Genomic DNA, 21,514 nt, shown 5'->3' with positions numbered 1-21,514 from the left:
TCACCCCCGCCGGTCCCCGCCCGGAGGGCCTTCGCGCCACAGGGGGTGTTCCTGGCTGGCCCACTCCCGGCTCACCGAGCCCGTGCGCAGGCCGCGGCGGGCCTCCGGGTCGGCCAGGGCCATGCCGATGTGGCCCGCGAGGACGACGCCGATCGTCAGGGCCAGCCAGTCGTGGACGAACGTCGCCGACGTGCGCCACATCAGCGGCGTGAGGTGGGTGAACCACATCAGCAGCCCCGTGCCCACCATCACCAGGGACGCTCCCGCGATCCACGCCGCATACGTCTTCTGGCCCGCATTGAACTTCGCCGCCGGACGGGACGAGGGCCGGGCGTCGCGGCGCAGGACCGCCCGCAGCCAGACCCGGTCGTGCGGGCCCCAGCGGTTGAGGTGACCCAGGTCCGACCGGAACGCGCGCGACGCCAGCCCCGCGAGCACCGGGGCCGGCAGCAGCAGCCCCGCCCACTCGTGGACCCGTACGACCAGGTCCCGGCGCCCCACCAGTTCCGCGAAAACGGGGATGTACAGGCAGGCGGCCGTCACCACGCACACGCCCATCAGCGCGGCCGTCACCCGGTGCACCCAGCGCTCCGCGCGCGTGAAGCGCCGTACCCGTGAGGACACGGCGGGGGCGGGGGCGTCAGCTCGTAGGGTCATCGTCCCGCCCGTTCGACTTGCCCACCCAGGCGTCCACGTCGTATCCCCGGTCCTCCCAGTACCCGGGACGGACGTCCTCGGTGACGGTGATGCCGGAGAGCCACTTGGCGGACTTGTAGAAGTACATGGGGGCGACGTACAGGCGGACGGGGCCGCCGTGGTTGTGGCCCAGGGGCTTGTCCTGCATGCGCAGGGCGACCAGGACGTCCGCGCGGCGGGCCTGCGCGAGCGTCAGGCTCTCGGTGTACGCCCCGTCGAAGCAGGTGAAGCGGACCGCCCTGGCGGAGGAGCGGACGCCCGCCGCGTCCAGCAGCCGGGACAGACGTACGCCCTCGAACGGCGTCCCCGGCACCCGCCAGCCGGTGACGCACTGGACGTCGCGCACGAGCCGGGTCTGCGGCAGGGCCCGCAGATCGGCCAGGGTGAACGACGTCGGGTGGTCGACCAGGCCGTCGATCGTGAGGCGGTAGTTCGCCTCCCCCTTGTGCGGGACCGACGACGTCACCGAGTAGTAGCGAAAGCCCCCGCCGTTGGGCAGCAGACCGGTCAGGCCCGTCGGGTCCTTCTCGGCCGCTCCGGCGAGGACGGACTCCATTCCTCGCTGGAGCACGGGCGCGGCGACGACACCGAGCGCGCCGAGGCCGAGGGTGCCGAGGAGGACCCGGCGCCCGATCGGGGTGCCCCGCCCCTCGGGCTCCGGTGCCTCCCGCTTCTCGGGCTCCGGTGCTTCCCGCTCTTCGGGATGTTCAGGGTTCACACCATGATTCGAGCACCCGCCACCCCCTTGAGGCCAGGGCAGACGGGTGCTCGTCAGAATTCCGTAACCACTTCTCACCGGGATTTCAGGGATCGCCGGGTGCGCGGGAAGCGGGATCGCGGCGCGGGGGCGCGGTTCAGGTCGCCGACTCCGCCGCCTTGTCCAGCTGGAACGCCTCGTTGTCCAGCCCGATACGGGCATGCGCCTGGGGCTTACGGGAGCGCAGGACCAGTCCCTGCGCCAGGCCGAGGACCAGGGCCACCCCGATGATCGCCGGGAGCACCCAGCCGAGCGCGGAGTCCGGTCCCGTTCCGACCAGTACGCCGAAGTCCTTGACCGTGTAGCCCACGATCACGAGCAGCGCGGCCCCCGACACCGCGGACGTGGCCAGCCGCCAGGCCTGTGCGCGGGCGGCGCCGCGGCGGGCGAAGAAGACGATCACGGACAGGGAGGCCGCCACCATCAGCAGGGTGACGCCGAGCGCCCCGACGCTGCCGAACCAGGTGAACAGGTGCAGCACGGGCGCGGTCGGGTCGCCGGCCGGCTTGTCGTCGGCCATCGCGAAGGCGATGACGATCACCGCCGACACGGCCGTCTGAAGGAGCGAGCCCGTACCGGGGGCGCCGCTCGCGCCCGTCGTACGGCCGAAGGCGGCGGGCAGGAGTCCCTCGCGGCCCATCGCGAAGGCGTACCGCGCGACCACGTTGTGGAAGCTGAGCATCGCCGCGAACATGCCGGTCACGAAGAGCACGTGCAGTACGTCGGTGAAGGTGCCGCCGAGCCGGGACTCCGTCAGCTGGAAGAGCAGGCCCGCGCTCTGTTTCTGGGCGGCGGCCACGATGGTGGAGGGACCGGCGGCGACCGTGAACGCCCAGCAGCTGACCGCGAAGAAGACGGCGACGAAGCCGATCGCGAGGAACATCACGCGCGGCACGAGGACGTCCGGGCGGCTGGTCTCCTCGGCGTAGACGGGGGCCTGTTCGAAGCCGAGGAAGGCGGCGACGCAGAAGCAGAGCGCGGTGCCGACGCCCGCACCGGTGAGGGTGTCCGGGTTGAAGGCGTGCAGCGACAGGCCTTCCTTGGCGGGGTCGGCGACCGCCGCGATGTCGAACACGACGACGAGGACGACCTCGATGAGCAGCAGCACGCCGAGCACGCGCGCGTTGACGTCGATCTTCAGCAGGCCGAGCGCGCCGACGGCGAGGACGGCCGCCAGCGCCGGGATCCACCAGGCGACCTGGAGTTCGAGGTAGGTGGCGCACAGACCCGAGACCTCGAAGCCGAAGATGCCGTAGATGGCGAACTGGAGCGCGCTGTAGGCGACGAGTGCGACCGCCGCGGCACCCGCGCCCGCCGTGCCGCCGAGGCCGCGCGAGATGTAGGCGTAGAAGGCGCCCGCGTTGTGGACGTGGCGGCTCATCTCCGCGTACCCCAGGGAGAAGAGGGCCAGCACCGCGCCGAGGACGACGAAGAGCAGGGGCTGGCCGACGATGCCCATGACCCCGAATGTAGTGGGCATGACACCCGCGACCACCATGAGAGGGGCGGTCGCGGCGAGCACGGACAGCAACAGGCCCGCCGTGCCGAGCCGGTCGGCGCGCAGAGCGCGTTCCTGTCCCTTGAAGGTGCTGATGTCGTCCGCGACGGCGGACCTGTTCGCTGGTCTGCTCTCACTCGTGCTCGAACTGCCCGTCGTCATGGCGGGGTTGTCCTCTCCACTGGTGTCTCGGCCGATGTCTCGGCTGATGTCTCGGCTGGGGTGCGAGGTGATGTCTCGGGGGCCGGCGGTCGGGGGCCGACGGCCGGCGGCCGTTCAGGGGGCGCCGAGCGCGCTGGCGCGTGCGGCGCTGAAGGCTTGGTACGGGTCGCGGTCCGGGTACGACCACGGCGCCGGGGTGGCGTGTTCTCCGATGCGGTGGAACAGGGCGGCGGCCTCGGCGCCACGGCCCTCGCAGAACTTGGCGTGGGCCAGGAAGTTGAGGTCGACGAAGCGGCGCGGATGGTCGTCGCGCTCCCACTCCAGCCACCAGTCGAAGGCGGCCTTCATCACCTGGCGGGCCCGCCGCCCCACCCAGTGCCCGGAGGCGACCGGGTCGGCGGGCTCGGCACCGGCGGCGGCGAGGACGCGGTAGCGCTCGGCGTGCGCGACGACCGGGAGGATCGCGAGCGGCGAGTCGGCGGGGGCCTGTTCGGCGGCCCAGTTGGCGAAGTCGTAGACCTCGTGCAGCGGGTCCCGTCCGGCGTCCGCGCGGCGTTCGGCGAGCCGGGCGACGATGAGCTGGTGGGCGTGGTGGTGGTCGGGGCAGCGGTGGCGGACCTCGTCGAAGAGGCGGACCACGTCCTCGTCGGTGCCGAGTGAGCGCTCCAGTATCAGCAGGCCGAGCCACGGTGTGGGGTCGTCGGGGGCGAGGGCGGCCGCGGCGTGGCAGGCCTCGCGTGCCGTCTGCGGGCGCTCCTTGCCGTTCAGGGCGCGGTGGACGGTGGCGCAGGCGAGCAGTACGGCGGCGCAGGGGGACTCGGGTTCGGCGAGCTGCCATTCGCGCGCCCAGGGAAGGGCGGCGGACTCCTGCGCCAGGACGGTGACGCGGTGTCCCCGACGGTCCCAGTCGTCGCGGGTCGCGGCGAGCAGCGCGCGCACGGGGGCCCATCGCCCCTGGGTCAACGAGGCGCGGGAGGCGACGAGTTCGGCGTCGTCGAGCGCCGCGTCGAAGGCATGGGCCGCACGCTTGCGACCACGGCCGAGTGGGGGTGGGGGTGGGGGCACCGCGGGGGTTCCTCACAGGGCGCGGTTTGTCAGTAACTGATCACGGACAGCAAACCCTCAGCCAACGCTTCCAGTCAAGGGCACCCAGGGGCCTACACGTGTCAACGTGCCTTTGGTGCAGGCGACTTGACGGGTGCGGGGCACTGTGCTGCGGACGGCAGTCGGGCGGTAGACGGTCGCCGTGCGCCGAGAGCGCTTGGCATACGGCCACCGTCAGTACACCGTGCGTCTGGCGGCGTCCGGCGCTCCTTTCGGACACCGGGCCGCCACACGCCGCGAGCGCGGGGCGCACGCCACCGGACACCGGACACCGGCCACCGCCTGAGTTCCGCGTGCCGTCGGTCGCGGGCAGGCGGGCGCGGCGGTCGCGGGCAGGCGGGCGCGGGAGGTGCTGCCGAAGCCCCTCGGACCCGGCCCACGACCCAGGTCCGGCCCGCCTCAGTCCACCGCCCGCACCCTGGCCCGCGTCTCAGCCCACGGCCTGTGCCGCCGCCCGGCCCACCGTGCGGCCCGAGAACAGCCAGCCGCCCAGGAACGTGCCCTCCAGAGACCGGTAGCCGTGGACGCCGCCGCCGCCGAACCCGGCGGCCTCGCCGGCCGCGTACACGCCCTCCAGCGGGGCGCCGCCCTCGGTCAGCACCCGCGACGAGAGGTCCGTCTCCAGGCCGCCGAGCGTCTTGCGGGTGAGGATGTTGAGGCGCACGGCGATCAGCGGACCCGCCTTGGGGTCGAGGATGCGGTGCGGGGCGGCCGTGCGGATCAGCTTGTCGCCGAGGAACCTGCGGGCCCCGCGCATCGCCGTCACCTGGAGGTCCTTGGTGAAGGGGTTCGCTATCTCCCGGTCGCGCGCGACGATCTCACGGCGCAGCGCGGCCTCGTCGATGAGCGGTTCCTTGGTCAGCGCGTTCATGCCGCGCACCAGCGCGCCCAGGTCCTTCTCCACGACGAAGTCCACACCGTGGTCCATGAACGCCTTCACCGGCCCCGGCACCTCGGCCCGCGCCCGCCCGATCACGTCCTTGATCGACTTGCCCGTCAGATCGGGGTTCTGCTCGGACCCCGAGAGGGCGAACTCCTTGCCGATGATCTTCTGGTCGAGCACGAACCACGTGTAGTCGTACCCGGTCTTCATGATGTGTTCGAGCGTGCCGAGCGTGTCGAAGCCGGGGAAGAGCGGCACGGGCAGCCGGTTGCCGCGGGCGTCGAACCACAGGGAGGACGGGCCGGGCAGGACGCGGATGCCGTGGTTGTGCCAGATCGGGTTCCAGTTCTGGATGCCCTCGGTGTAGTGCCACATGCGGTCGCGGTTGATCAGACGCGCACCCGCCCCCTCCGCGATGGCGAGCATCCTGCCGTCGACGTGCGCGGGCACACCCGAGATCATCTTCTCCGGGGCCCTGCCCAGCCGCTCCGGCCAGTTCGCGCGGACGAGGTCGTGGTTGCCGCCGATGCCGCCCGAGGTGACGATCACCGCCTGGGCCGTGAGCTCGAAGGCTCCGGTGACCTCGCGGCTGCTGGCCCGGCCCCGCTGGATGTCCGACGCCTCCAGCACCTCACCCGTGACGGTGTCCACGGCGCCCGCGCTGCGCGACAGACCGGTGACCCGGTGGCGGAACCTCAGCTCGACCAGTCCCCGCGCGACCCCCGCCCGCACCCGCCGCACGAACGGCTCGATCAGCCCGGGTCCGGTCCCCCAGGTGATGTGGAAGCGCGGCACCGAGTTGCCGTGTCCGTTGGCGTCGTAGCCGCCGCGCTCCGCCCAGCCGACCACCGGGAAGAAGCGCACCCCCTGCCGGTGCAGCCAGGCCCGCTTCTCACCGGCCGCGAAGTCGACGTACGCCTCGGCCCACTTGCGCGGCCAGTGGTCCTCGGGACGGTCGAAACCGGCCGTTCCCATCCAGTCCTGGAGGGCGAGCGCGTGGCTGTCCTTGATCCGCAGACGGCGCTGCTCGGGCGAGTCGACGAAGAAGAGCCCGCCGAACGACCAGAAGGCCTGGCCGCCCATCGACTGCTCCGGCTCCTGGTCGAGAAGGATCACCTTGCGGCCCGCGTCCACCAGCTCCGCGGTCGCCGCGAGCCCTGCCAGGCCGGCGCCGATCACGATGACGTCTGCGTCGTGGGCCATTCGCCCGTCCTCTCGACATGACCGAGCAGCCACGACCGCGAGCCGGTCCGGCATGACCACCAGTCGGTACGTTGTTACTGATCGGTCAGATCCTTCGGTACAAGAGTGAGCGAGTCAACTGCCGGGTTGTGGGTACTCTCACGGCAACTCACAGCGGGGAGCGCTACAGTCGGCGCATCCCGTGGCCCCGCTGAGTTTCGAGGTACGCAGCGTGTCGGTACTGGTTCTGGTTCTCGCCGTGAGCGCGGCCTTCTGCCTGGGCATCGGGTTCGTGCTCCAGCAGAACGCGGCCCAGCATGCTCCGCTGAGCGACTTCCTCTCGCCCAGACTGCTCCTGGACCTGATGCATGTGCGGCGCTGGCTCGGCGGCATCGGGTTCATGGTGGTCGGCATGGTGCTCGGTGCGGTCGCCCTGGCCCATGGCGAGCTGTCGCTGGTCGAGCCGCTGCTCGCCACGAACCTGCTCTTCGCGCTGGGCCTCTCCCGCCGGCAGACCAAGCAGCCGCTGGGACGCCAGGGCTGGGCGGGGCTCGCGCTGCTCGCGGGCGGCGTCACGGCGTTCATCGTCGCCGGCCAGCCGACCGGCGGCGACGCGGTCACGAATCCCCTACGGCACTGGGTGATCATCGGCGTGATGGTCGGGTTCGCGCTGCTGCTGACGACCTACGCGAAGCAGTCGCGGCTGAGCGCCGCCCCCGTGCTCCTGTCGCTCGCGGCGGGCCTGCTGTACGGCGTGCAGGACGCGCTCACCCGGGTCAGCGGGCAGCGGTTCAGCGAGGGCGGCTGGCCGGAGCTGGTCACCGGCTGGCAGCCGTACGCGGTGCTGGCCCTCGGTGTGACCGGGCTGGTGCTGGTGCAGAGCGCGTTCGAGACGGCGCCGCTGCGGATGTCCCTGCCGGCCCTCACCGCGGCCCAGCCGCTGGCCGGAATCGTCTGCGGGGTGGGCTTCCTCGGCGACCAGCTGCGCACGGACACCGGGGCGCTCGCCTGGGAGGCGGCGGGGCTCGCGGCGGTCGTGCTGGGCATCGTCCTCCTCGGACTGCACCCGGCGATGCCGCGGGGCTCCGCGGAGGCGGAGCGGCAGCGGGATCTCCAGCCGCATTGAGGAGCCGGGCCCCCGAGGACCCGGGCCCGGCCCTGCTTGGATGGGCCCATGAGCGAACCCGTGAGCGAAGCCGTGACCGAAGCAGCCGTGAGCGGAGCGACGAGCGGACCGACGGGTGGCCCCGTCGACCCCGCCGATGAACTCCTCGACATCGTGGACGAGAACGACAGGGTCGTCGGGCAGTCGGCGCGCGGGGAGGCGTACGCGCGGGGGCTGCGCCACCGGTGCGTGTTCATCCTGGCCCGGGACGGCGAGGGGCGGATCTTCGTCCACCGCCGGACGCCCACCAAGCTGGTCTTCCCCTCCTTGTACGACATGTTCGTCGGCGGAGTCGTCGGCGCGGGCGAGACGTACGACGACGCGGCCCTGCGCGAGGCCGAGGAGGAACTCGGCGTCTGCGGTCTGCCCCGCCCGGCCCCCCTCTTCAAGTTCCTGTACGACAACGGCGCCGGCCAGACCTGGTGGTCGTCGGTCTACGAGGTCCGCTGCGACCTCCCGGTCAGCCCCCAGGTGGAGGAGGTCGCCTGGCACGACTTCCTGCCCCAGGACGAGGTGGAGCGCCGGCTGGCCGACTGGGAGTGGGTCCCGGACGGGCTCGCGGCGTACGAGCGGCTCAAGGCGCATCGCGCCACGGGCTGACGTCGTCGGGCGAGCGCGTCCGGCCAGGTGGGGGCGGGCCCGGACGGACGACCGCCGTGCCGGACGTGGCGGCGCGGTCATACCGTAGGGTCCAGCGCGTGATCGAATTCGCACGGAACGTCCGGCTGTGGTTCGCGCCCCAGGAGGTACGAAAGGTCGGCGGCACGCCCGACTACCGGTTCTCGCTGGCCAACGAGCGCACCTTCCTGGCGTGGCTGCGCACCGCACTGGCACTGATCGGCGGAGGATTCGCCGTCGACCAGTTCCTGCCGGATCTGAGGTGGGGCTGGCGCGTCGGACTGGCCCTCGCGCTGCTCGCCGCCGGTGTGCTGTGCTCGCTGCGCGCCGTCAACCACTGGGTGCGGTGCGAGCAGGCGATGCGGCGGGGCGAGGACCTTCCGGTGTCCCGCTTCCCCGCGCTGCTGAGCATCGCCGTGGCCGTCGTCGCGATCGCGATGGTCCTCGTCGTACTCGTCGGCTGGGAAGGATGACCGCGCCCGCCCAGGAGCGCGACCCGGGGCTGCAACCCGAGCGCACTCGGCTCGCGTGGCGGCGTACGACCCTGTCGGGCACCGTGGCCGCCGTACTCGCCGTGAAGACGACGCTGCACAGTGGCACGGCGGCGGGACTGATCGTCTGCGCGCTGTGCTGCGCGCTCTGGGTCGGCTTCCTCGCCGTCGCCCACCACCGCATCCGCGACCTGTCGACGGCCGGAGCGCACCGCCCGCCCGCGCTCGCCCCACGGCACGCGGCCGCGGCGGCCTTCTGCACGGTCGCCCTGGCCCTGTGCGCGGCGGCGCTGGTGCTCTAGGCGCGCCGGCCGCCCGCCCCGCACAAGCACCGCGCGCGCCGGAACAACCCCGAATGCGAAGAGTACGGTGATCCGAGCACAGCCTGCGCTCCCCGGACGATCTCCGGACGGCCCGCCGGATTCCCATCCGACGCCGCCGACTGACAGGCTCTGACACATCAGTCGACGACATCCAGGGGGTCTGATGACCGCAGCGGAGCCTTACACGGTCGAGCTCGCCGCCGACGTGCACGCCTATGTGCAGCCGGACGGCGGCTGGTGCCTGAACAACGCCGGGTTCGTGAGCGACGGCACGACCACCCTGCTCGTGGACACGGCGGCCACCGAGCGGCGGACCCGGGCCCTGAGCGCGGCGATCGCCGCCGCGGGCGTCCCCGCTCCGCGCTTCGTCGTCAACACGCACCATCACGGCGACCACACCTACGGCAACAGCCACTTCGCGCCCACCGCGACGATCGTCTCGCACGCCGAATGCCGCCGGGAGACACTGGCCAACGGGCGGCAGCTGCATCTGCTCTGGCCGGAGAACGACTTCGGGGACATCCGGATCCAGGCCGCCGACCTGACGTACACCGGCCACACGACGGTCCATGTCGGCGCGGTGGACGCCGAGGTGATCCACCCCGGGGTGGCGCACACCGTGAGCGACTCGGTGGTGTGGTTGCCGCACCGGCGGGTGCTGTTCACCGGCGACCTGGTCTTCGAGGGCGGTACGCCGTTCATTCTGATGGGCTCGCTCAGTGGCTCGCTGCGGGCCCTGGACGTGCTGCGCCAGCTGGGCGCCGAGACGGTCGTACCGGGACACGGCCCGGTCACCGACCCGTCGGCGTTCGACCGTACGGAGCGCTATCTGCGCTTCGTCGCCGACATCGCGCACAAGAGCCACGCGGCGGGCCGCACTCCCCTGGAGGCGGCCCGGGAGACGGACCTCGGGGAGTTCGCAGCGCTGCCGGAGAGCGAGCGGTTCGTGGCCAATCTGCATCGCGCGTACGCCGAGCTGGACGGGGCGCCGGAAGGCGCACCGCTGGACGTGCCCGCCGCCGTCCGCGACATCGCGGCCATGAACGGCGGACGGATGGTCGCCTGCCACGCGTGAAGCGGCGACCGGCGACCGGCGACCGGCGACCGGCGACCGGGGCAGCGATGACACGGCGGGACCGGCGTGCGGCGGCGCCGTGCGGCCGTGGCGCCGATCACGTTTGCTCCGGGCACTGGACGACATACCGACCGGTCGGCATCATGTGTCAGGTCCCGTTACCGCGCACGGAGGAGCAATGATGAGCCCAGACCACCCGCCAGGACTCGATCTCGACCGGCTGCGCGGCCTGCTCGACGCCGAGCGGCCCGGCCTGGTGACCGGCCCGCTGACCGGCCGGCTGATCGAGGGCGGACGGTCGAATCTCACGTACGTGGTCACGGACGGCACCGGGAAGTGGGTCGTACGGCGGCCGCCGCTGGGCCATGTGCTCGCCACCGCGCACGACATGAAGCGCGAGCACCGGGTGATCAGCGCGCTGCACCCGACGGCCGTGCCGGTGCCGCGCCCGGTGCTGCTGTGCGAGGACGACTCGGTGCTGGGCTCGCCCTTCTACGTGATGGACTTCGTGGAGGGCACCCCGTACCGCACCGCCGAACAGCTCGCCCCGCTCGGCCCGGAGCGGACCCGGGGCGCGCTGCTCGGCCTGGTCGACACGCTGGTCGAGCTGCACGCGGTGGACCCCGCCGAGGTGGGCCTCGTGGACTTCGGGCGCCCCGAGGGCTTCCTGGACCGGCAGCTGCGCCGCTGGGGCAAGCAACTGGACGCCTCCCGCAACCGGGAACTGGCCGGCATCGACGAGCTGCACGCCGCACTCGGCCGCGAGCTGCCCCACTCCCCCGCGCCCACGGTCGTACACGGTGACTACCGGCTCGACAACGTGCTGCTCGGCGCGGACGACCGGATCACCGCCATCCTCGACTGGGAGATGTCCACGCTCGGCGACCCGCTGACCGACCTGGGCCTGGTGGCGATGTACAGCGTGCCGCTGGCGCTGCCGGACTCGCCCATCAGCACCACCGCCGCGGCCGCCGGACACCCGGACCCGGCCGAGCTGATCGAGCGGTACGCCGCGCGCTCGGGGCGCGACGTGTCCGCCGTCTCCTGGTACACGGCGTTCGCCTGGTTCAAACTCGCCGTGATCCTCGAGGGCATCCACTACCGCTACACGCTCGGCCAGACGGTCGGCGGCGGCTTCGACCGCATCGGTGAACTGGTCCCCGTCTTCATCGAGCACGGCCTGACCACTCTTCAGGAAGGCTGAACCGCCATGGACTTCGCGTTCGACGCGCGCACCGAGGAACTGCGCCAGAAGCTCCTCGCCTTCATGGACGAGCACGTCTATCCGGCGGAGGCCGTCGCCCACGAGCAGCGCGAGCGGCTCGCCTCGCCGTGGGACACGCCCGTGATCGTCGAGGAGCTGAAGGCCGAGGCCCGCCGCCAGGGCCTGTGGAACCTCTTCCTGCCGGACTCCGAGTACGGCGCCGGACTCACCAACCTCCAGTACGCGCCGCTCGCCGAGATCACCGGCCGCTCCCCGCAGCTGGCGCCGACCGCGCTGAACTGCGCGGCGCCGGACACCGGCAACATGGAGGTGCTTGCGCAGTTCGGCGACGAGCGCCAGCGCAAGCAGTGGCTGGAGCCGCTGCTCGCCGGTGAGATCCGTTCGGCGTTCGCGATGACCGAGCCCGAGGTGGCCTCCTCCGACGCCACCAACATCACCACGCTGATCGAGCGCGCCTCCGACGGCACGGACGAGTACGTCATCACCGGCCGCAAGTGGTACATCTCCGGGGCGATGAACCCGGACTGCAAGATCTTCATCGTGATGGGCAAGACGGACCCGGGCGGCGCGGACATCCGGCGTCAGCAGTCCATGATCCTGGTCCCCCGCGACACCCCGGGTGTCCAGGTCAAGCGGGCGATGCAGGTGTACGGCTACGAGGACCACTCCCACGGCGGCCACGCCGAGGTGATCTTCGACCACGCGCGCGTGCCGGTGTCGAACCTGATCGGCGAGGAGGGCGGCGGCTTCGCCATCGCCCAGGCCCGGCTGGGTCCGGGCCGCATCCACCACTGCATGCGGCTGATCGGCATGGCGGAGCGGGCGATCGAGCTGATGTGCAGGCGGGCCGTCTCCCGCACGGCCTTCGGCAAGCCGCTGGCCCAGCAGGGCGTGGTGCACAACTGGATCGCCGACGCCCGCGTGGCCGTCGAACAGCTGCGGCTGCTGGTGCTGAAGACGGCCTGGATGATGGACACGGTCGGCAACAAGGGGGCCCACGCCGAGATCCAGGCCATCAAGATCGCCACGCCCCGTACGGTTGTCGACATCATCGACAAGGCGGTCCAGCTGCACGGCGCGGGCGGCGTCAGCCAGGACTTCCCGCTGGCCGAACTCTGGGCGAGCGCCCGCACGCTGAAGCTCGCGGACGGCCCCGACGAGGTGCACCAGCGCTCGCTGGCGCGGCGGGAGCTGAAGAAGTACGTCTGAGCCGAGCCACGGGCGAAGTACCTGTGAGCCATGGGTAAGGGGCGGTCGCCATGGCGACCGCCCCTTACCCATGCGCCGGAGGAGAACTACGGCCGCAGCGCCCGCAGCAGCAGGTCCGCCAGTTGGTCGGCGACCTGCTGCGGGGTGAGCGGGCCGCCCGGGCGGTACCAGGTCGACAGGTGGTGCACGGAGCCGAAGTGGTAGTCGACCACCAGGTCGGCGGGCGTCCTGGTGGAGAAGACGCCCTCCTTCTGGCCCTCCTCGATCAGCGCGCGGAAGCGCTCGTGGTAGCGGCGCCGCTCCGCGCGTACCTGCTTGTTCTTCTCGGGGCTCAGATGGTGCATGGAGCGGAAGAAGATCATCGCGTCGTCGAGGTTGTCGATGGTGGTGACGACCACGTCGGCCGCCGCCGCCCGCAGCCGCTCCTCGATCGGCGCGTCGGCGTCCGCGAACGCGTCGAGACGCTCCTGCTGGACGCGCAGCACTCGCGCGTACACCTCGTGCAGGAGGTCGTCCTTGGAGCCGAAGTAGTGGTACAGGGCGCCCTTGGTGACGCCCGCCGCCTCGACGATCTCCTGGACCGACGTGCGGTCGTAGCCACGGTCGGCGAAGAGCCGGGTGGCGGCGGCGAGGAGCCGCTGCGGGACGGGCGTGCCGTCACCGTCCGTCGTCCTGGGCACTGCCGCCACCTGCCTTCCGAGTGTTGTCTACTGGGTTTCGCCGGACCGGGAACGCAGTTCCCGACGGAGGATCTTCCCACTCGCCGTCTTCGGCAGGTCGGGCAGGATCTCCACCTGACGCGGATACTTGTAGGCGGCCAGTCTCTCCTTGCAGTACGCGGCGAACGCAGCCGGGTCCTCGTCGGCCCCCGGACGCAGGCTGATGTACGCCTTGACGGTCTCCCCGCGGTACCCGTCCGGCACCCCGACGACGGCCGCCTCGCGCACCGCCGGATGCGTGTACAGGACGTCCTCGACCTCGCGCGGCCACACCTTGAAGCCGGACGCGTTGATCATGTCCTTCTTGCGGTCGACGACGTAGAGCCAGCCCTGGGGGTCCATGAAGCCGATGTCGCCGGTGCGCAGCTCGCCTTCGGGGAAGGTCTCGGCGGTGGCCTCGGGGAGGCGCCAGTAGCCGGGCACGACCTGCGGGCCGCGGACGAGGATCTCGCCCTGCTCCCCGAAGGGCACCTCCTCGCCCTGGTCGTCGACGATGCGTACGACGGTGTCGGGACCGGGTGCGCCGACGGCCAGCGTCCCCGAGACCGGGTCCACGGGGGCTTCCAGGCCGGGCGGTACGGAGGCGCAGGGCGCGGTGCACTCGGTGAGCCCGTAGCCGTTGTGGATGTAAGGGCCGAAGCCGGCGCGGAACTTCTCCACCAGGGCGGGCGGCAGCGGCGCGCCGCCCGAGGAGATCATCCGGAACGAGGAGAAGTGGTCGCGGGTGACGTCCGGGTGCGCGGCCAGCGCCATGAAGGCGGTCGAGGGGCCGACCGTGTAGACCGGCCGGTGCTCGGCGAACGCGTCGAGCACGACCCCGGCCTCGAAGCGGTACGCGAGCACAAGCGTGCCCGCGCTGTTGAGGCATCCGGCGAGCTGGGCGACCATGCCGGTGATGTGGAACAGCGGCGCCATCGCGAAGTAGACGGGCGTCCCGGGCAGGGCGAGCCCGGTGCGCTGCCGCTCGGCGTTGTACATGATGTTGCCGTGGGTGTTGGTGGCGCCCTTGGGAGCACCGCTGGTGCCCGAGGTGTAGCTGATCAGCGCGATGTCGGAGGGGACGGCCGCGCGGTCGGCGGGCGCCTTGTGCCCTCGCCGGGCGACCGCGATCAGGTCGTCGGCGTCCGCAGCCTGCGGAAGGCGCTCGAAGTTCAGCACGCGCGCGTCGTTACGGGTCTGGAGGTCCAGCTCGCAGGCGGTGAGCACGATCCGTACCGGCGTACCGGCGGCCGTCTCCCGCAGGTACGAGTCCCACGCGCGGTCGGAGCACACGAGGGCGGCCACTTCGCCGTCCTTCAGGACATGGGTGACCTCGCCCGACTTGTACATCGGGTTGACGGGCACGACGATCGCGCCCGCCTTCCAGGCGCCGAGCAGGGCGAGCACGAAGTGCGGGGAGTTCTGGAGCAGGATCGCCACCCGGTCGCCGCGCTCCAGACCGCGCGCGGCGAGGTGCCCGGCGACGGAGTCGCTCAGCTCGTCGAGCGCGCGATAGGTGATCCGCCCGTCGAAGTAGGCGAGGGCGGTGCGCTCCGGGGTGTCGGCGGCGGCCCTGCGTACGGCGTGCACCAGGGAGGCGACGGGGGCGACGGGGGCGCCCTGGGCATCGTTGAGCAGGGCGGTCCAGGGCTTCGCCGCGTAGGGGGATCCGGTCATCGGGCCGCCTCCCACTTCTGCTGGATGTGGTTCATGTTCGCCAGCCAGCGGTCGGGCGTGGTGGCCCGCGCCTGGTAGTACTCGGCGACCTCGGGGTGCGGCAGGATCAGGAAGCGGTCCTCCTCGATCCCCTTGAACAGGGCGTCGGCGACGTCGTCGGGCTCGATCGCGGTCGGCGCGAGCACCAGGTCGCCCGCGCTGCCGGACGCGGTCAGCATGTCGGTCCGCACGCCCTGCGGACAGATCGCGTGGACCTGCACGCCCCGGTGCCGGTACGTCAGCGAGAGCCACTCGGCGAAGGCGTACGCGCCGTGCTTGGTGACGCTGTAGGGCGCCGCGCCGATCATGGTGAGCAGGCCGGCGGCCGAGACGGTGGAGACGAAACGGCCGCTGCCGCGCTCCAGCCAGCCGGGGAGCAGTTCCTGGGCCGCCCGGACGTGCGCCATCACGTTCACGTCCCAGGCGAGCGCCCAGACCTTCTCGTCGGCGGCTTCGGTGCCGCCGGAGGCGAGGCCCGCGTTGGCGCAGTACACGTCGACCGTGCCGCCGAGGGCGTCCCGTGCCTCGGCCACGATCGCGGAGGCGTCGCCCGGGACCGCGATGCCGCCGATCTCGTCGGCCACGGCCTTCGCCCGAACGGCGTCCAGGTCGTTGACGACGACCCTGGCCCCCTCGGCGGCGAAGCGGCGGGCCAGTGCGGCACCGATGCCGCCTCCCGCTCCGGTGACGACCACTCCGGCATCCTGCACGGCTTCCACCATCGGTCTCCTTCGACGCGACGCGCATGGTTCTGCGGCAGTCGGCTCTGCTGCCTCATCAGACTAACCAGTCGGTATGTAGCGAGGGAAGGGGTCCCGGTGACAAGGCCGGTGCGGTGCGTTCCTCGGGGCCGGTGTGCGCACTAGCGTGCGTGGCCATGACAGTTCCGTCGATCACGGAGGTCACCGCATGAAACTGTCCAGACGAGGGCTGCTCGCCGCGACCACGGCGGCCGTGTCGCTGACCGCGCCCCCGGCCGCGGCGGACGGCGGCCGGCTGCGCACGGGCTTCGAGCGGCTCGCCGCGGACGGCTACGGGCTGCTCGACGGGCAGCGGGTCGGCATCGTCACGAACCCCACCGGCGTCACCAGTGGGGGCCCCTCCCGCTCGAGCGAAGCCGAGAGTGGGGGAGTGCGCCACATCGTCGACGTGATGCACGCGGACGACCGGGTGCACCTCACCGCGGTCTTCGGTCCGGAGCACGGCTTCCGCGGCACCGCGCAGGCGGGCGGTTCGGAGGGCCGCTACGACGACCCGGCGACCGGCCTGCCCGTCTACGACACGTATCTGAAGAGCGGCCGGCCGCTCGCCGACGTCTTCACCGCGTCCGGCGTCGACACCGTCGTGTTCGACATCCAGGACGTGGGCGCCCGCTTCTACACGTACATCTGGACGCTGTACGACTGCATGGAGGCCGCCGGGCTCGCGGGCAAGCGCTTCGTGGTGCTCGACCGGCCGAACCCGGTGACCGGGCGGACGGCCCAAGGCCCGGTGCTGCACAAGGAGTTCGCGACGTTCGTCGGCCGGCAGCCGATCGCGCAGGCGCACGGGATGACGGCCGCGGAGCTGGCACGGCTGTTCAACGGGGAGTTCCTGACGACGCCGGTACCGCTGGACACCGTCCTCGTGTCCGGCTGGAAACGGTCGGAGTTCTACGACGCCTCCGGCCTCCCCTGGGTGCCGCCGAGCCCGAACATGCCGACCCCCGACACCGCTCTCGTGTACGCGGGAACGTGTCTCTTCGAGGGGACGAACCTGTCGGAGGGGCGCGGGACGACACGCCCGTTCGAGCTGCTCGGCGCGGACGGGATCGACGGCCGGTGGGCTCGCGAGGCCGAGCGGCTCGGCCTGCCCGGCGTGCGCTTCAGGGAGGCGTACTTCGCGCCCACCTTCTCCAAGTTCCAGGGCAAGACCGTCGGGGGTGTGCAGATCCATGTGCACGACCGGGCCGCCTACGACCCCGTACGCACCGGAGTCGCGCTGCTGGTGACCGCCAAGAAGGTCTGGAGCGGCTTCACCTGGCGCTCCGACAACTGGATCGACAAGCTGACGGGCTCCGCGCGGGTGCGCACCATGATCGACGCGGGGGCGACCGCCGACGAGGTGGTGGCCGCCTGGCAGGACGAGCTGGCCGCGTTCCGCCGCGTACGCAAGGAGTACCTCGTCTACCGCTGAAGCGGCGACCGCACCCGGCACTTCGGTTCGGTCGCACCGGACCGCACGTGACATCTGGCCAACCTCCCCCGCCGGCAGGACGATACGCCCACATCGTGGGACCACAGGGGCCAAGGGGGCCTGTCATGGCGGAACGGGCAATGAGTGTGACTCCCTACTGGGAGCTGACGTTCGACGCGGACGGGGACGTGGACGGCCGGGAACGGGATCGGCTGCTCGCGCAGGTGGCGCAGCGCAAGGTCCATGACCTGGTCGTCTTCGCCCACGGCTGGAACAACGAACGCTCGGGGGCCACCCGGCTCTACAGCCGCTTCTTCCAGCCGGTCCCGGCGCTCGCACCGCGGGCGCGTCTCGGGTACGTGGGTGTGGTGTGGCCCTCGATGATCTTCCCGGACGAGCCGATCCCCGACTTCCCGGCGTCCGTGCCGGCCGAGGTCACGGCGGTCGCGCGCCCGGCCCTCGCCAAGGGGGCCAGGCAGGCGCTGGTGGAGGTGTTCCCCGACCGGGCCACGCTCGTCGAGCAGATCGCGCGGCTGCTGGAGCGGCATCCGGACGAGGAGGCCTCGCTGGAGACGTTCGGACAGCTCGTACGGCTGCTGGTCGAGGCGCGGCCGCAGGATCCGCAGGACGCGTGCGCCGCGGACACCCTGGCGACGGGCGGGCCGGTGAGCGGCCCCGAGATGCTCTCGGGGGACACGGCGCTGGTGTGCCGCGACTTCGCGCGGGCGCTCGACCGGGTCGCGTCGTTACACGGTACGAGCGCGGCGTCCGGCGCGGTCGACTTCTCCTTCACGCCGGCGGGGCTGTGGGACGGGGCGCACGAGCTGCTGCGGCAGGCCACGTACTACGCGATGAAGCGGCGCGCGGGGACGGTCGGCGAACGGGGACTCGGGCGCGTCCTCGGCCGGCTCGCACAGGCGGCGCCGGACGTACGCGTGCATCTGGTCGGGCACAGTTTCGGGGGACGGCTGGTGTCGTTCGCGCTGCGCGGACTGCCGGCGGGGGTGCGCACGGTGAAGTCCGTGACGCTGCTCCAGGGGGCCTTCTCGCACTACGCGTTCGCGGCGCGTCTGCCGCACGACACGCACGCGAGCGGGGCGCTGCACGGTCTCCAGAGCCGCATCGACGGTCCGCTGGTGTGCTGCTACTCCCACTTCGACTCGGCGCTCGGAACGATGTATCCGCTGGCGTCGCGCATGGCCGGTGACGCGCGGTCGGCCGCCGGGGAGCTCGGGGCCGACTTCGACATCGGGCGGACGCTGGGCCCCCGGTGGGGTGCGATGGGCCACGACGGGGTGCAGGCGGTGGACGGCACGCGCGCGTTCACCCTCGCCGAGGCGCTGCGGGCCGAGCTGCCGGCGTCGGGCTGTGTGAACGTCGACGCCGCCGCGGTCGTCAAGCGCGGCGGCCCGCCGACCGGCGCGCACAGTGACATCGTGCACCGGGAGCTGGCGCAGGTGGTGCTGGCGGCGGGCCGCATACGCTGACCCGCCGCCGCTGGGGAGTTGTCGGTGCGCCCGGTGTCACCGGTGCGACGTGTACTCCACCACCTGCTGGTACGTCGGCCGGTTCTGCCAGGTGATCTTGCCGTGCTTGATGCCGCCGAGCGTCCGCTGGACGATCGAGTCGGCGCACCACTGGTCGCCCGCCGAGCACTGGTCGTCACCCGGGTAGACCTGGGCCGCGGTCTTGCCTGCCGCCTCCTTGAGGGTGCTGATCAGGGTGTCCCGGCAGGCACTGAGGCTGCCGGAGCCGCAGTACGACTTCTCCAGTCCGCCCTGCACCGGCTCGCCGAGCACCGCCCGGATGTCCTTGTCGACGTAGCTCCACCATCCGTACTGGAAGGAGCTTCCGGCGTGCGCGCCGGTCGGGCCGTGCGCGGACGACGGGGGCTCGTCGGTCGGCAGGTTGCTGGTGAAGGCGGTGAACAGGTCGCTGCCGAGACCCGGTTCGAACTCGGCCTTCACCAGCAGCGGCCACCAGGCGTCCAGGATGCGGATCGCGTCGGCGTTGGCGTAGGCCTTCGAGCCGGCCGAGGTCTCCGTGCGCTTGGCGCCGGCCGTCACCCACGCGGACAGCTTGCCGACCGCCGCCGCGGCCGTGGTGTCCGTGACCGTCGAGCTGTTGATGACCCTCAGGAGCTTCGGCAGCACGTCCTCGGCCCGCAGATCGGCGAGGGCGGCGTCGGCCATCGCCTTCACGAGCGAGGCCCTGGTCACCCCGCCCGCGGCCACCAGCTTCTTCACCCGGTCCTCCAGGAGGTTGCCGCGGTGCACGGAGCCGTCACCCCAGGAGGCCGTGGTGTAGTCCTTGGCCTGCTTGTTGTTCCAGGAGATGTAGTAGTCCTGGTCGACGGAGTTGGGGTGCGCGGACGCCGCCGTGTAGTCGGCGGTGTTCGTCGCCGGGTTCCAGTTCCGCCACTCGTACGCCGCCTGCGCCCAGACCGGGAACTCGGCGTCGACGCCCGTGGCGCGTACCGGGTTGTCGCCACTGTTGTAGTACGCGGTGTGCGTGGAGTCGGCGTAGAACCAGTTGAAGGTGTAGTTGATGTGCTGCACGGCGCTCTGGAACGTCTGCGGACTCTTGACGTAGTCCGGGTCGTTCAGCATCTGGAAGCCGATGATCGAGTCGGCCTCGTGCAGGAAGGAGGAGCGCAGGGTGGTGTACGCGACCTTCTTGCCGCCGGCCGTCGCCCGGTATTCCACGGGGCCGTACTTGGTGCGGTAGACCTGCATGCGGTAGGAGCCGGCCGCGGTGGAGTCGGCGGTGGTCGGCTTCCAGGAGTTGGTCCGCTCGACCTTGTCCATGGCCGTGCAGGTGCCGTGGTAGAGGTAGTGGTAGTCGTCCTGACACAGCTCGACCGCGTAGGTGTCGATGATGTCCTGGCCGGAGGTGGTGGCACTCCAGGAGTAGTCCTGGCCGCGGCCGAGTTCCACGTACATGCTCAGGCCCGCGAAGGAGGCGCCACGGGCGCTCAGGCCGGGTCCCTGGATCTCCTGGAGCATCAGCAGCTGCGGTGCGAAGTAGCCGGTCTGCGGGCCGAACACGGCGATCGGGTGACCGCTCGCGGTGTGCTTGCCGCTGACCACGAGGGCGTTGGACATGCCGCGCTTGGCTGAGGTGAGGGTGGTGGCGGCCGCCGTGGCCGAGGCGCCGGTGGCACCGGCGGTGGCCGCGCTGCCGGTGCGGTCGTAGACCAGCGGCTCCTGGGTCACCGAGCCCGCGTCGGGCAGGGCCGCGCCCTGCGGGGAGTCGGGCTTCGACGCGTACGGGAAGCTCTCGCCGTTGTGGACGGTGAGGACCGCCTCGGGGTCGTTGCGCTCGCGGAAGGACTCCCAGACCTTGGTGCCCTCGGTCACGCCGTACTTGGACTGGGCGGCGATCAGCGAGAGGGCGTTGTTGACCTCGCCGCCGCCTCCGGAGCCGAAGAGCGCGCCGATGACGGAGGCCAGCGCGACCAGGTCGGTGAGCTTGAAGTGGTCGATGGTGCCGGCGTTGGTGATGGAGTCCTTGTGGCCGGTCAGGACGTACTCGCCGGGGAAGTAGCGGCCGCTGTCGGAGGCGTCGATGTAGGCGTTGATGCCCTCGATGTAGGCGTTGGCGTCGGCCAGGGCCTGCTGGCCGCGGGCGCCGTTGTTCGCGATGGCGCTGTCGATCTGGGCCTGCAGATCGGCCTCGGTGTAGGGGGCGTTGCGCCAGAACTCCTGCTCCAGGCCCTGGTTGGAGGGGGCGCCACCCGCGAAGGAGGTCAGCTGGCCCCGTCCGACGTGCCGGAAGACGTCCATCAGCCAGAGCCGGTCCTGAGCAGCGGCGTACCCGGCTCCGTACTCAGTGCCGTAACGGGTCGTGCCCGTGATGTGCGGGACGCCCGTCTTCTTGTCGCGGACGATCGTCACGTCGCTGCGCCCGCCGGGCTTGGTGGTGGAGGCGACCTGGTCGGAGGCGACCCCGAAGGAGGCGTCGTTGAAGAAGTTGTTGATCTTCGCGTCGGTGAGCGCGGAGTAGCCGGAGGGCAGATTGCCGTACGGCGCGAGCTGGTCCTCGGCGTGGTCGGGCTGGGTGCCGAAGGCCTGGTTGAGGAGGATCTGGGCGAGGGTGGCGTTGCCGTTCTCGCCGGGCGGGAGGATGTCGGAACACTGGCCGCCGCAGTAGTCACCGGCGGCCGCGGCCGAGGTGTCGGCGGCGGCCACCTGGGTGACGGGGGACAAAAGACCGGCGACGAGGACGCATATCGAAGCGGCCTTGAGGAACTTGGGGATTCTGCGAGGAGTTCTCAGTCTGTCGAGGGCGATGCGTGGGGTGCGCCGTGACATGGCAGCTCCTACCGACGGGGGTGGGCCGGACGTTACCGCCGGTATCCCCGAGATTGAAGATGAACATGCGTCAGTTTTTGGGATTCATCGCAGTCGGACAGTGCCGCCGACAGGCGGCTGACAGCGGCGGGAGGTAAGCCGGGACGACTCGGCGGGTGGCTTATGGCGGTCATCGAAAATCGGATGGAGCCGAATTGCTTGTCGATACGTCTATTCGGCGACGT

General features: G+C 71.6%; 18 protein-coding genes. 9 read left to right on the top strand and 9 right to left on the bottom strand.

Features of this window, described 5'->3' with window-relative positions; genetic code table 11:
- From SAVERM_RS34040 to SAVERM_RS34020, 5 genes are all read right to left on the bottom strand, one after another.
- Positions 1-657, bottom strand: coding sequence for a cytochrome b/b6 domain-containing protein (locus SAVERM_RS34040; protein ID WP_010988026.1), 657 nt, complete (start codon positions 655-657; stop codon positions 1-3).
- A complete protein-coding gene (locus tag SAVERM_RS34035; protein ID WP_037646419.1) occupies positions 641-1,414 on the bottom strand; it encodes a molybdopterin-dependent oxidoreductase in 774 nt (257 codons plus the stop codon). The genes SAVERM_RS34040 and SAVERM_RS34035 overlap by 17 nt, the downstream gene beginning before the upstream one ends.
- A gap of 136 nt (positions 1,415-1,550) precedes the next feature.
- Positions 1,551-3,113, bottom strand: coding sequence for an APC family permease (locus SAVERM_RS34030; RefSeq protein WP_010988024.1), 1,563 nt, complete (start codon positions 3,111-3,113; stop codon positions 1,551-1,553).
- Between the two features lie 114 nt (positions 3,114-3,227).
- The gene (locus tag SAVERM_RS34025; protein ID WP_010988023.1) at positions 3,228-4,178 is read right to left on the bottom strand and encodes a hypothetical protein; all 951 of its coding nucleotides are present in this window, start codon (positions 4,176-4,178) and stop codon (positions 3,228-3,230) included.
- Positions 4,179-4,647: 469 nt separating this feature from the next.
- Entirely contained in the window at positions 4,648-6,303 is a 1,656-nt protein-coding gene (locus SAVERM_RS34020; protein ID WP_010988022.1) for an FAD-binding dehydrogenase, read from the bottom strand.
- Positions 6,304-6,514: 211 nt separating this feature from the next.
- Between SAVERM_RS34020 and SAVERM_RS34015 the strand changes: the two genes are divergently transcribed.
- From SAVERM_RS34015 to SAVERM_RS33985, 7 genes are all read left to right on the top strand, one after another.
- Positions 6,515-7,408, top strand: a complete 894-nt coding sequence (locus tag SAVERM_RS34015) for a DMT family transporter (protein ID WP_037646648.1) — start codon at positions 6,515-6,517, stop codon at positions 7,406-7,408.
- A gap of 48 nt (positions 7,409-7,456) precedes the next feature.
- The gene (locus SAVERM_RS34010; RefSeq protein WP_078234564.1) at positions 7,457-8,047 is read left to right on the top strand and encodes an NUDIX hydrolase; all 591 of its coding nucleotides are present in this window, start codon (positions 7,457-7,459) and stop codon (positions 8,045-8,047) included.
- Positions 8,048-8,145: 98 nt separating this feature from the next.
- Positions 8,146-8,538 (top strand): YidH family protein, encoded by a 393-nt coding sequence (locus SAVERM_RS34005; RefSeq protein WP_010988019.1) that lies wholly within the window; start codon positions 8,146-8,148, stop codon positions 8,536-8,538.
- The gene (locus SAVERM_RS34000) at positions 8,535-8,858 is read left to right on the top strand and encodes a DUF202 domain-containing protein (RefSeq protein ID WP_010988018.1); all 324 of its coding nucleotides are present in this window, start codon (positions 8,535-8,537) and stop codon (positions 8,856-8,858) included. The genes SAVERM_RS34005 and SAVERM_RS34000 overlap by 4 nt, the downstream gene beginning before the upstream one ends.
- Positions 8,859-9,042: 184 nt before the next feature.
- Positions 9,043-9,954 carry an MBL fold metallo-hydrolase gene (locus SAVERM_RS33995; protein WP_010988017.1) on the top strand — a complete coding sequence of 304 codons (912 nt, stop codon included), beginning with the start codon at positions 9,043-9,045 and terminating at the stop codon, positions 9,952-9,954.
- A gap of 181 nt (positions 9,955-10,135) precedes the next feature.
- A complete protein-coding gene (locus SAVERM_RS33990) occupies positions 10,136-11,158 on the top strand; it encodes a phosphotransferase family protein (RefSeq protein WP_010988016.1) in 1,023 nt (340 codons plus the stop codon).
- Between the two features lie 6 nt (positions 11,159-11,164).
- Complete coding sequence (locus SAVERM_RS33985) at positions 11,165-12,388, top strand: acyl-CoA dehydrogenase family protein (protein WP_010988015.1); 1,224 nt, start codon at positions 11,165-11,167, stop codon at positions 12,386-12,388.
- 86 nt (positions 12,389-12,474) lie between these two features.
- Here the strand turns inward: SAVERM_RS33985 and SAVERM_RS33980 are convergent, their stop codons facing one another.
- From SAVERM_RS33980 to SAVERM_RS33970, 3 genes are read right to left on the bottom strand one after another with little or no spacing between them, the layout of a single operon-like run.
- Positions 12,475-13,068: a TetR/AcrR family transcriptional regulator gene (locus tag SAVERM_RS33980; protein WP_037646409.1), complete on the bottom strand. Its 594-nt coding sequence runs from the start codon at positions 13,066-13,068 to the stop codon at positions 12,475-12,477.
- A 27-nt stretch (positions 13,069-13,095) separates the two neighbouring features.
- Positions 13,096-14,763, bottom strand: a complete 1,668-nt coding sequence (locus SAVERM_RS33975; RefSeq protein ID WP_010988013.1) for a class I adenylate-forming enzyme family protein — start codon at positions 14,761-14,763, stop codon at positions 13,096-13,098.
- Positions 14,760-15,524 (bottom strand): SDR family oxidoreductase, encoded by a 765-nt coding sequence (locus SAVERM_RS33970; protein WP_010988012.1) that lies wholly within the window; start codon positions 15,522-15,524, stop codon positions 14,760-14,762. Before SAVERM_RS33970 ends, SAVERM_RS33975 begins: the two co-directional genes overlap by 4 nt.
- A gap of 187 nt (positions 15,525-15,711) precedes the next feature.
- Here SAVERM_RS33970 and SAVERM_RS33965 point away from each other — a divergent pair, with 187 nt between their 5' ends.
- Both SAVERM_RS33965 and SAVERM_RS33960 read left to right on the top strand, forming a co-directional pair.
- On the top strand, positions 15,712-16,977 hold the full coding sequence (locus SAVERM_RS33965) for an exo-beta-N-acetylmuramidase NamZ family protein (RefSeq protein WP_037646408.1): 1,266 nt from the start codon (positions 15,712-15,714) through the stop codon (positions 16,975-16,977).
- A gap of 125 nt (positions 16,978-17,102) precedes the next feature.
- Positions 17,103-18,464, top strand: a complete 1,362-nt coding sequence (locus SAVERM_RS33960; protein ID WP_010988010.1) for a hypothetical protein — start codon at positions 17,103-17,105, stop codon at positions 18,462-18,464.
- A gap of 36 nt (positions 18,465-18,500) precedes the next feature.
- On the opposite strand, the gene SAVERM_RS33955 is transcribed toward SAVERM_RS33960, so the two are convergent.
- Positions 18,501-21,290 (bottom strand): penicillin acylase family protein, encoded by a 2,790-nt coding sequence (locus SAVERM_RS33955; protein WP_010988009.1) that lies wholly within the window; start codon positions 21,288-21,290, stop codon positions 18,501-18,503.
- Between the last annotated feature and the right edge of the window lie 224 nt (positions 21,291-21,514).

The sequence above is a fragment of the Streptomyces avermitilis MA-4680 = NBRC 14893 genome, assembly GCF_000009765.2.
Lineage (GTDB): Bacteria > Actinomycetota > Actinomycetes > Streptomycetales > Streptomycetaceae > Streptomyces > Streptomyces avermitilis.
The sequence above is the reverse complement of the archived record's forward strand: the minus strand, read 5'-3'. Positions and strand labels throughout refer to the sequence as shown.

Bases quoted from the DNA above. Each gene is read 5' to 3' on its own strand.
- SAVERM_RS34040 (WP_010988026.1), bottom strand. From the start codon at position 657: ATGACCCTACGAGCTGACGCCCCCGCCCCCGCCGTGTCCTCACGGGTA.
- SAVERM_RS34030 (WP_010988024.1), bottom strand. From the start codon at position 3,113: ATGACGACGGGCAGTTCGAGCACGAGTGAGAGCAGACCAGCGAACAGG.
- SAVERM_RS34020 (WP_010988022.1), bottom strand. From the start codon at position 6,303: ATGGCCCACGACGCAGACGTCATCGTGATCGGCGCCGGCCTGGCAGGG.
- SAVERM_RS34010 (WP_078234564.1), top strand. From the start codon at position 7,457: ATGAGCGAACCCGTGAGCGAAGCCGTGACCGAAGCAGCCGTGAGCGGA.
- SAVERM_RS34000 (WP_010988018.1), top strand. From the start codon at position 8,535: ATGACCGCGCCCGCCCAGGAGCGCGACCCGGGGCTGCAACCCGAGCGC.
- SAVERM_RS33995 (WP_010988017.1), top strand. From the start codon at position 9,043: ATGACCGCAGCGGAGCCTTACACGGTCGAGCTCGCCGCCGACGTGCAC.
- SAVERM_RS33990 (WP_010988016.1), top strand. From the start codon at position 10,136: ATGAGCCCAGACCACCCGCCAGGACTCGATCTCGACCGGCTGCGCGGC.
- SAVERM_RS33985 (WP_010988015.1), top strand. From the start codon at position 11,165: ATGGACTTCGCGTTCGACGCGCGCACCGAGGAACTGCGCCAGAAGCTC.
- SAVERM_RS33975 (WP_010988013.1), bottom strand. From the start codon at position 14,763: ATGACCGGATCCCCCTACGCGGCGAAGCCCTGGACCGCCCTGCTCAAC.
- SAVERM_RS33970 (WP_010988012.1), bottom strand. From the start codon at position 15,524: ATGGTGGAAGCCGTGCAGGATGCCGGAGTGGTCGTCACCGGAGCGGGA.
- SAVERM_RS33965 (WP_037646408.1), top strand. From the start codon at position 15,712: ATGAAACTGTCCAGACGAGGGCTGCTCGCCGCGACCACGGCGGCCGTG.
- SAVERM_RS33960 (WP_010988010.1), top strand. From the start codon at position 17,103: ATGGCGGAACGGGCAATGAGTGTGACTCCCTACTGGGAGCTGACGTTC.
- SAVERM_RS33955 (WP_010988009.1), bottom strand. From the start codon at position 21,290: ATGTCACGGCGCACCCCACGCATCGCCCTCGACAGACTGAGAACTCCT.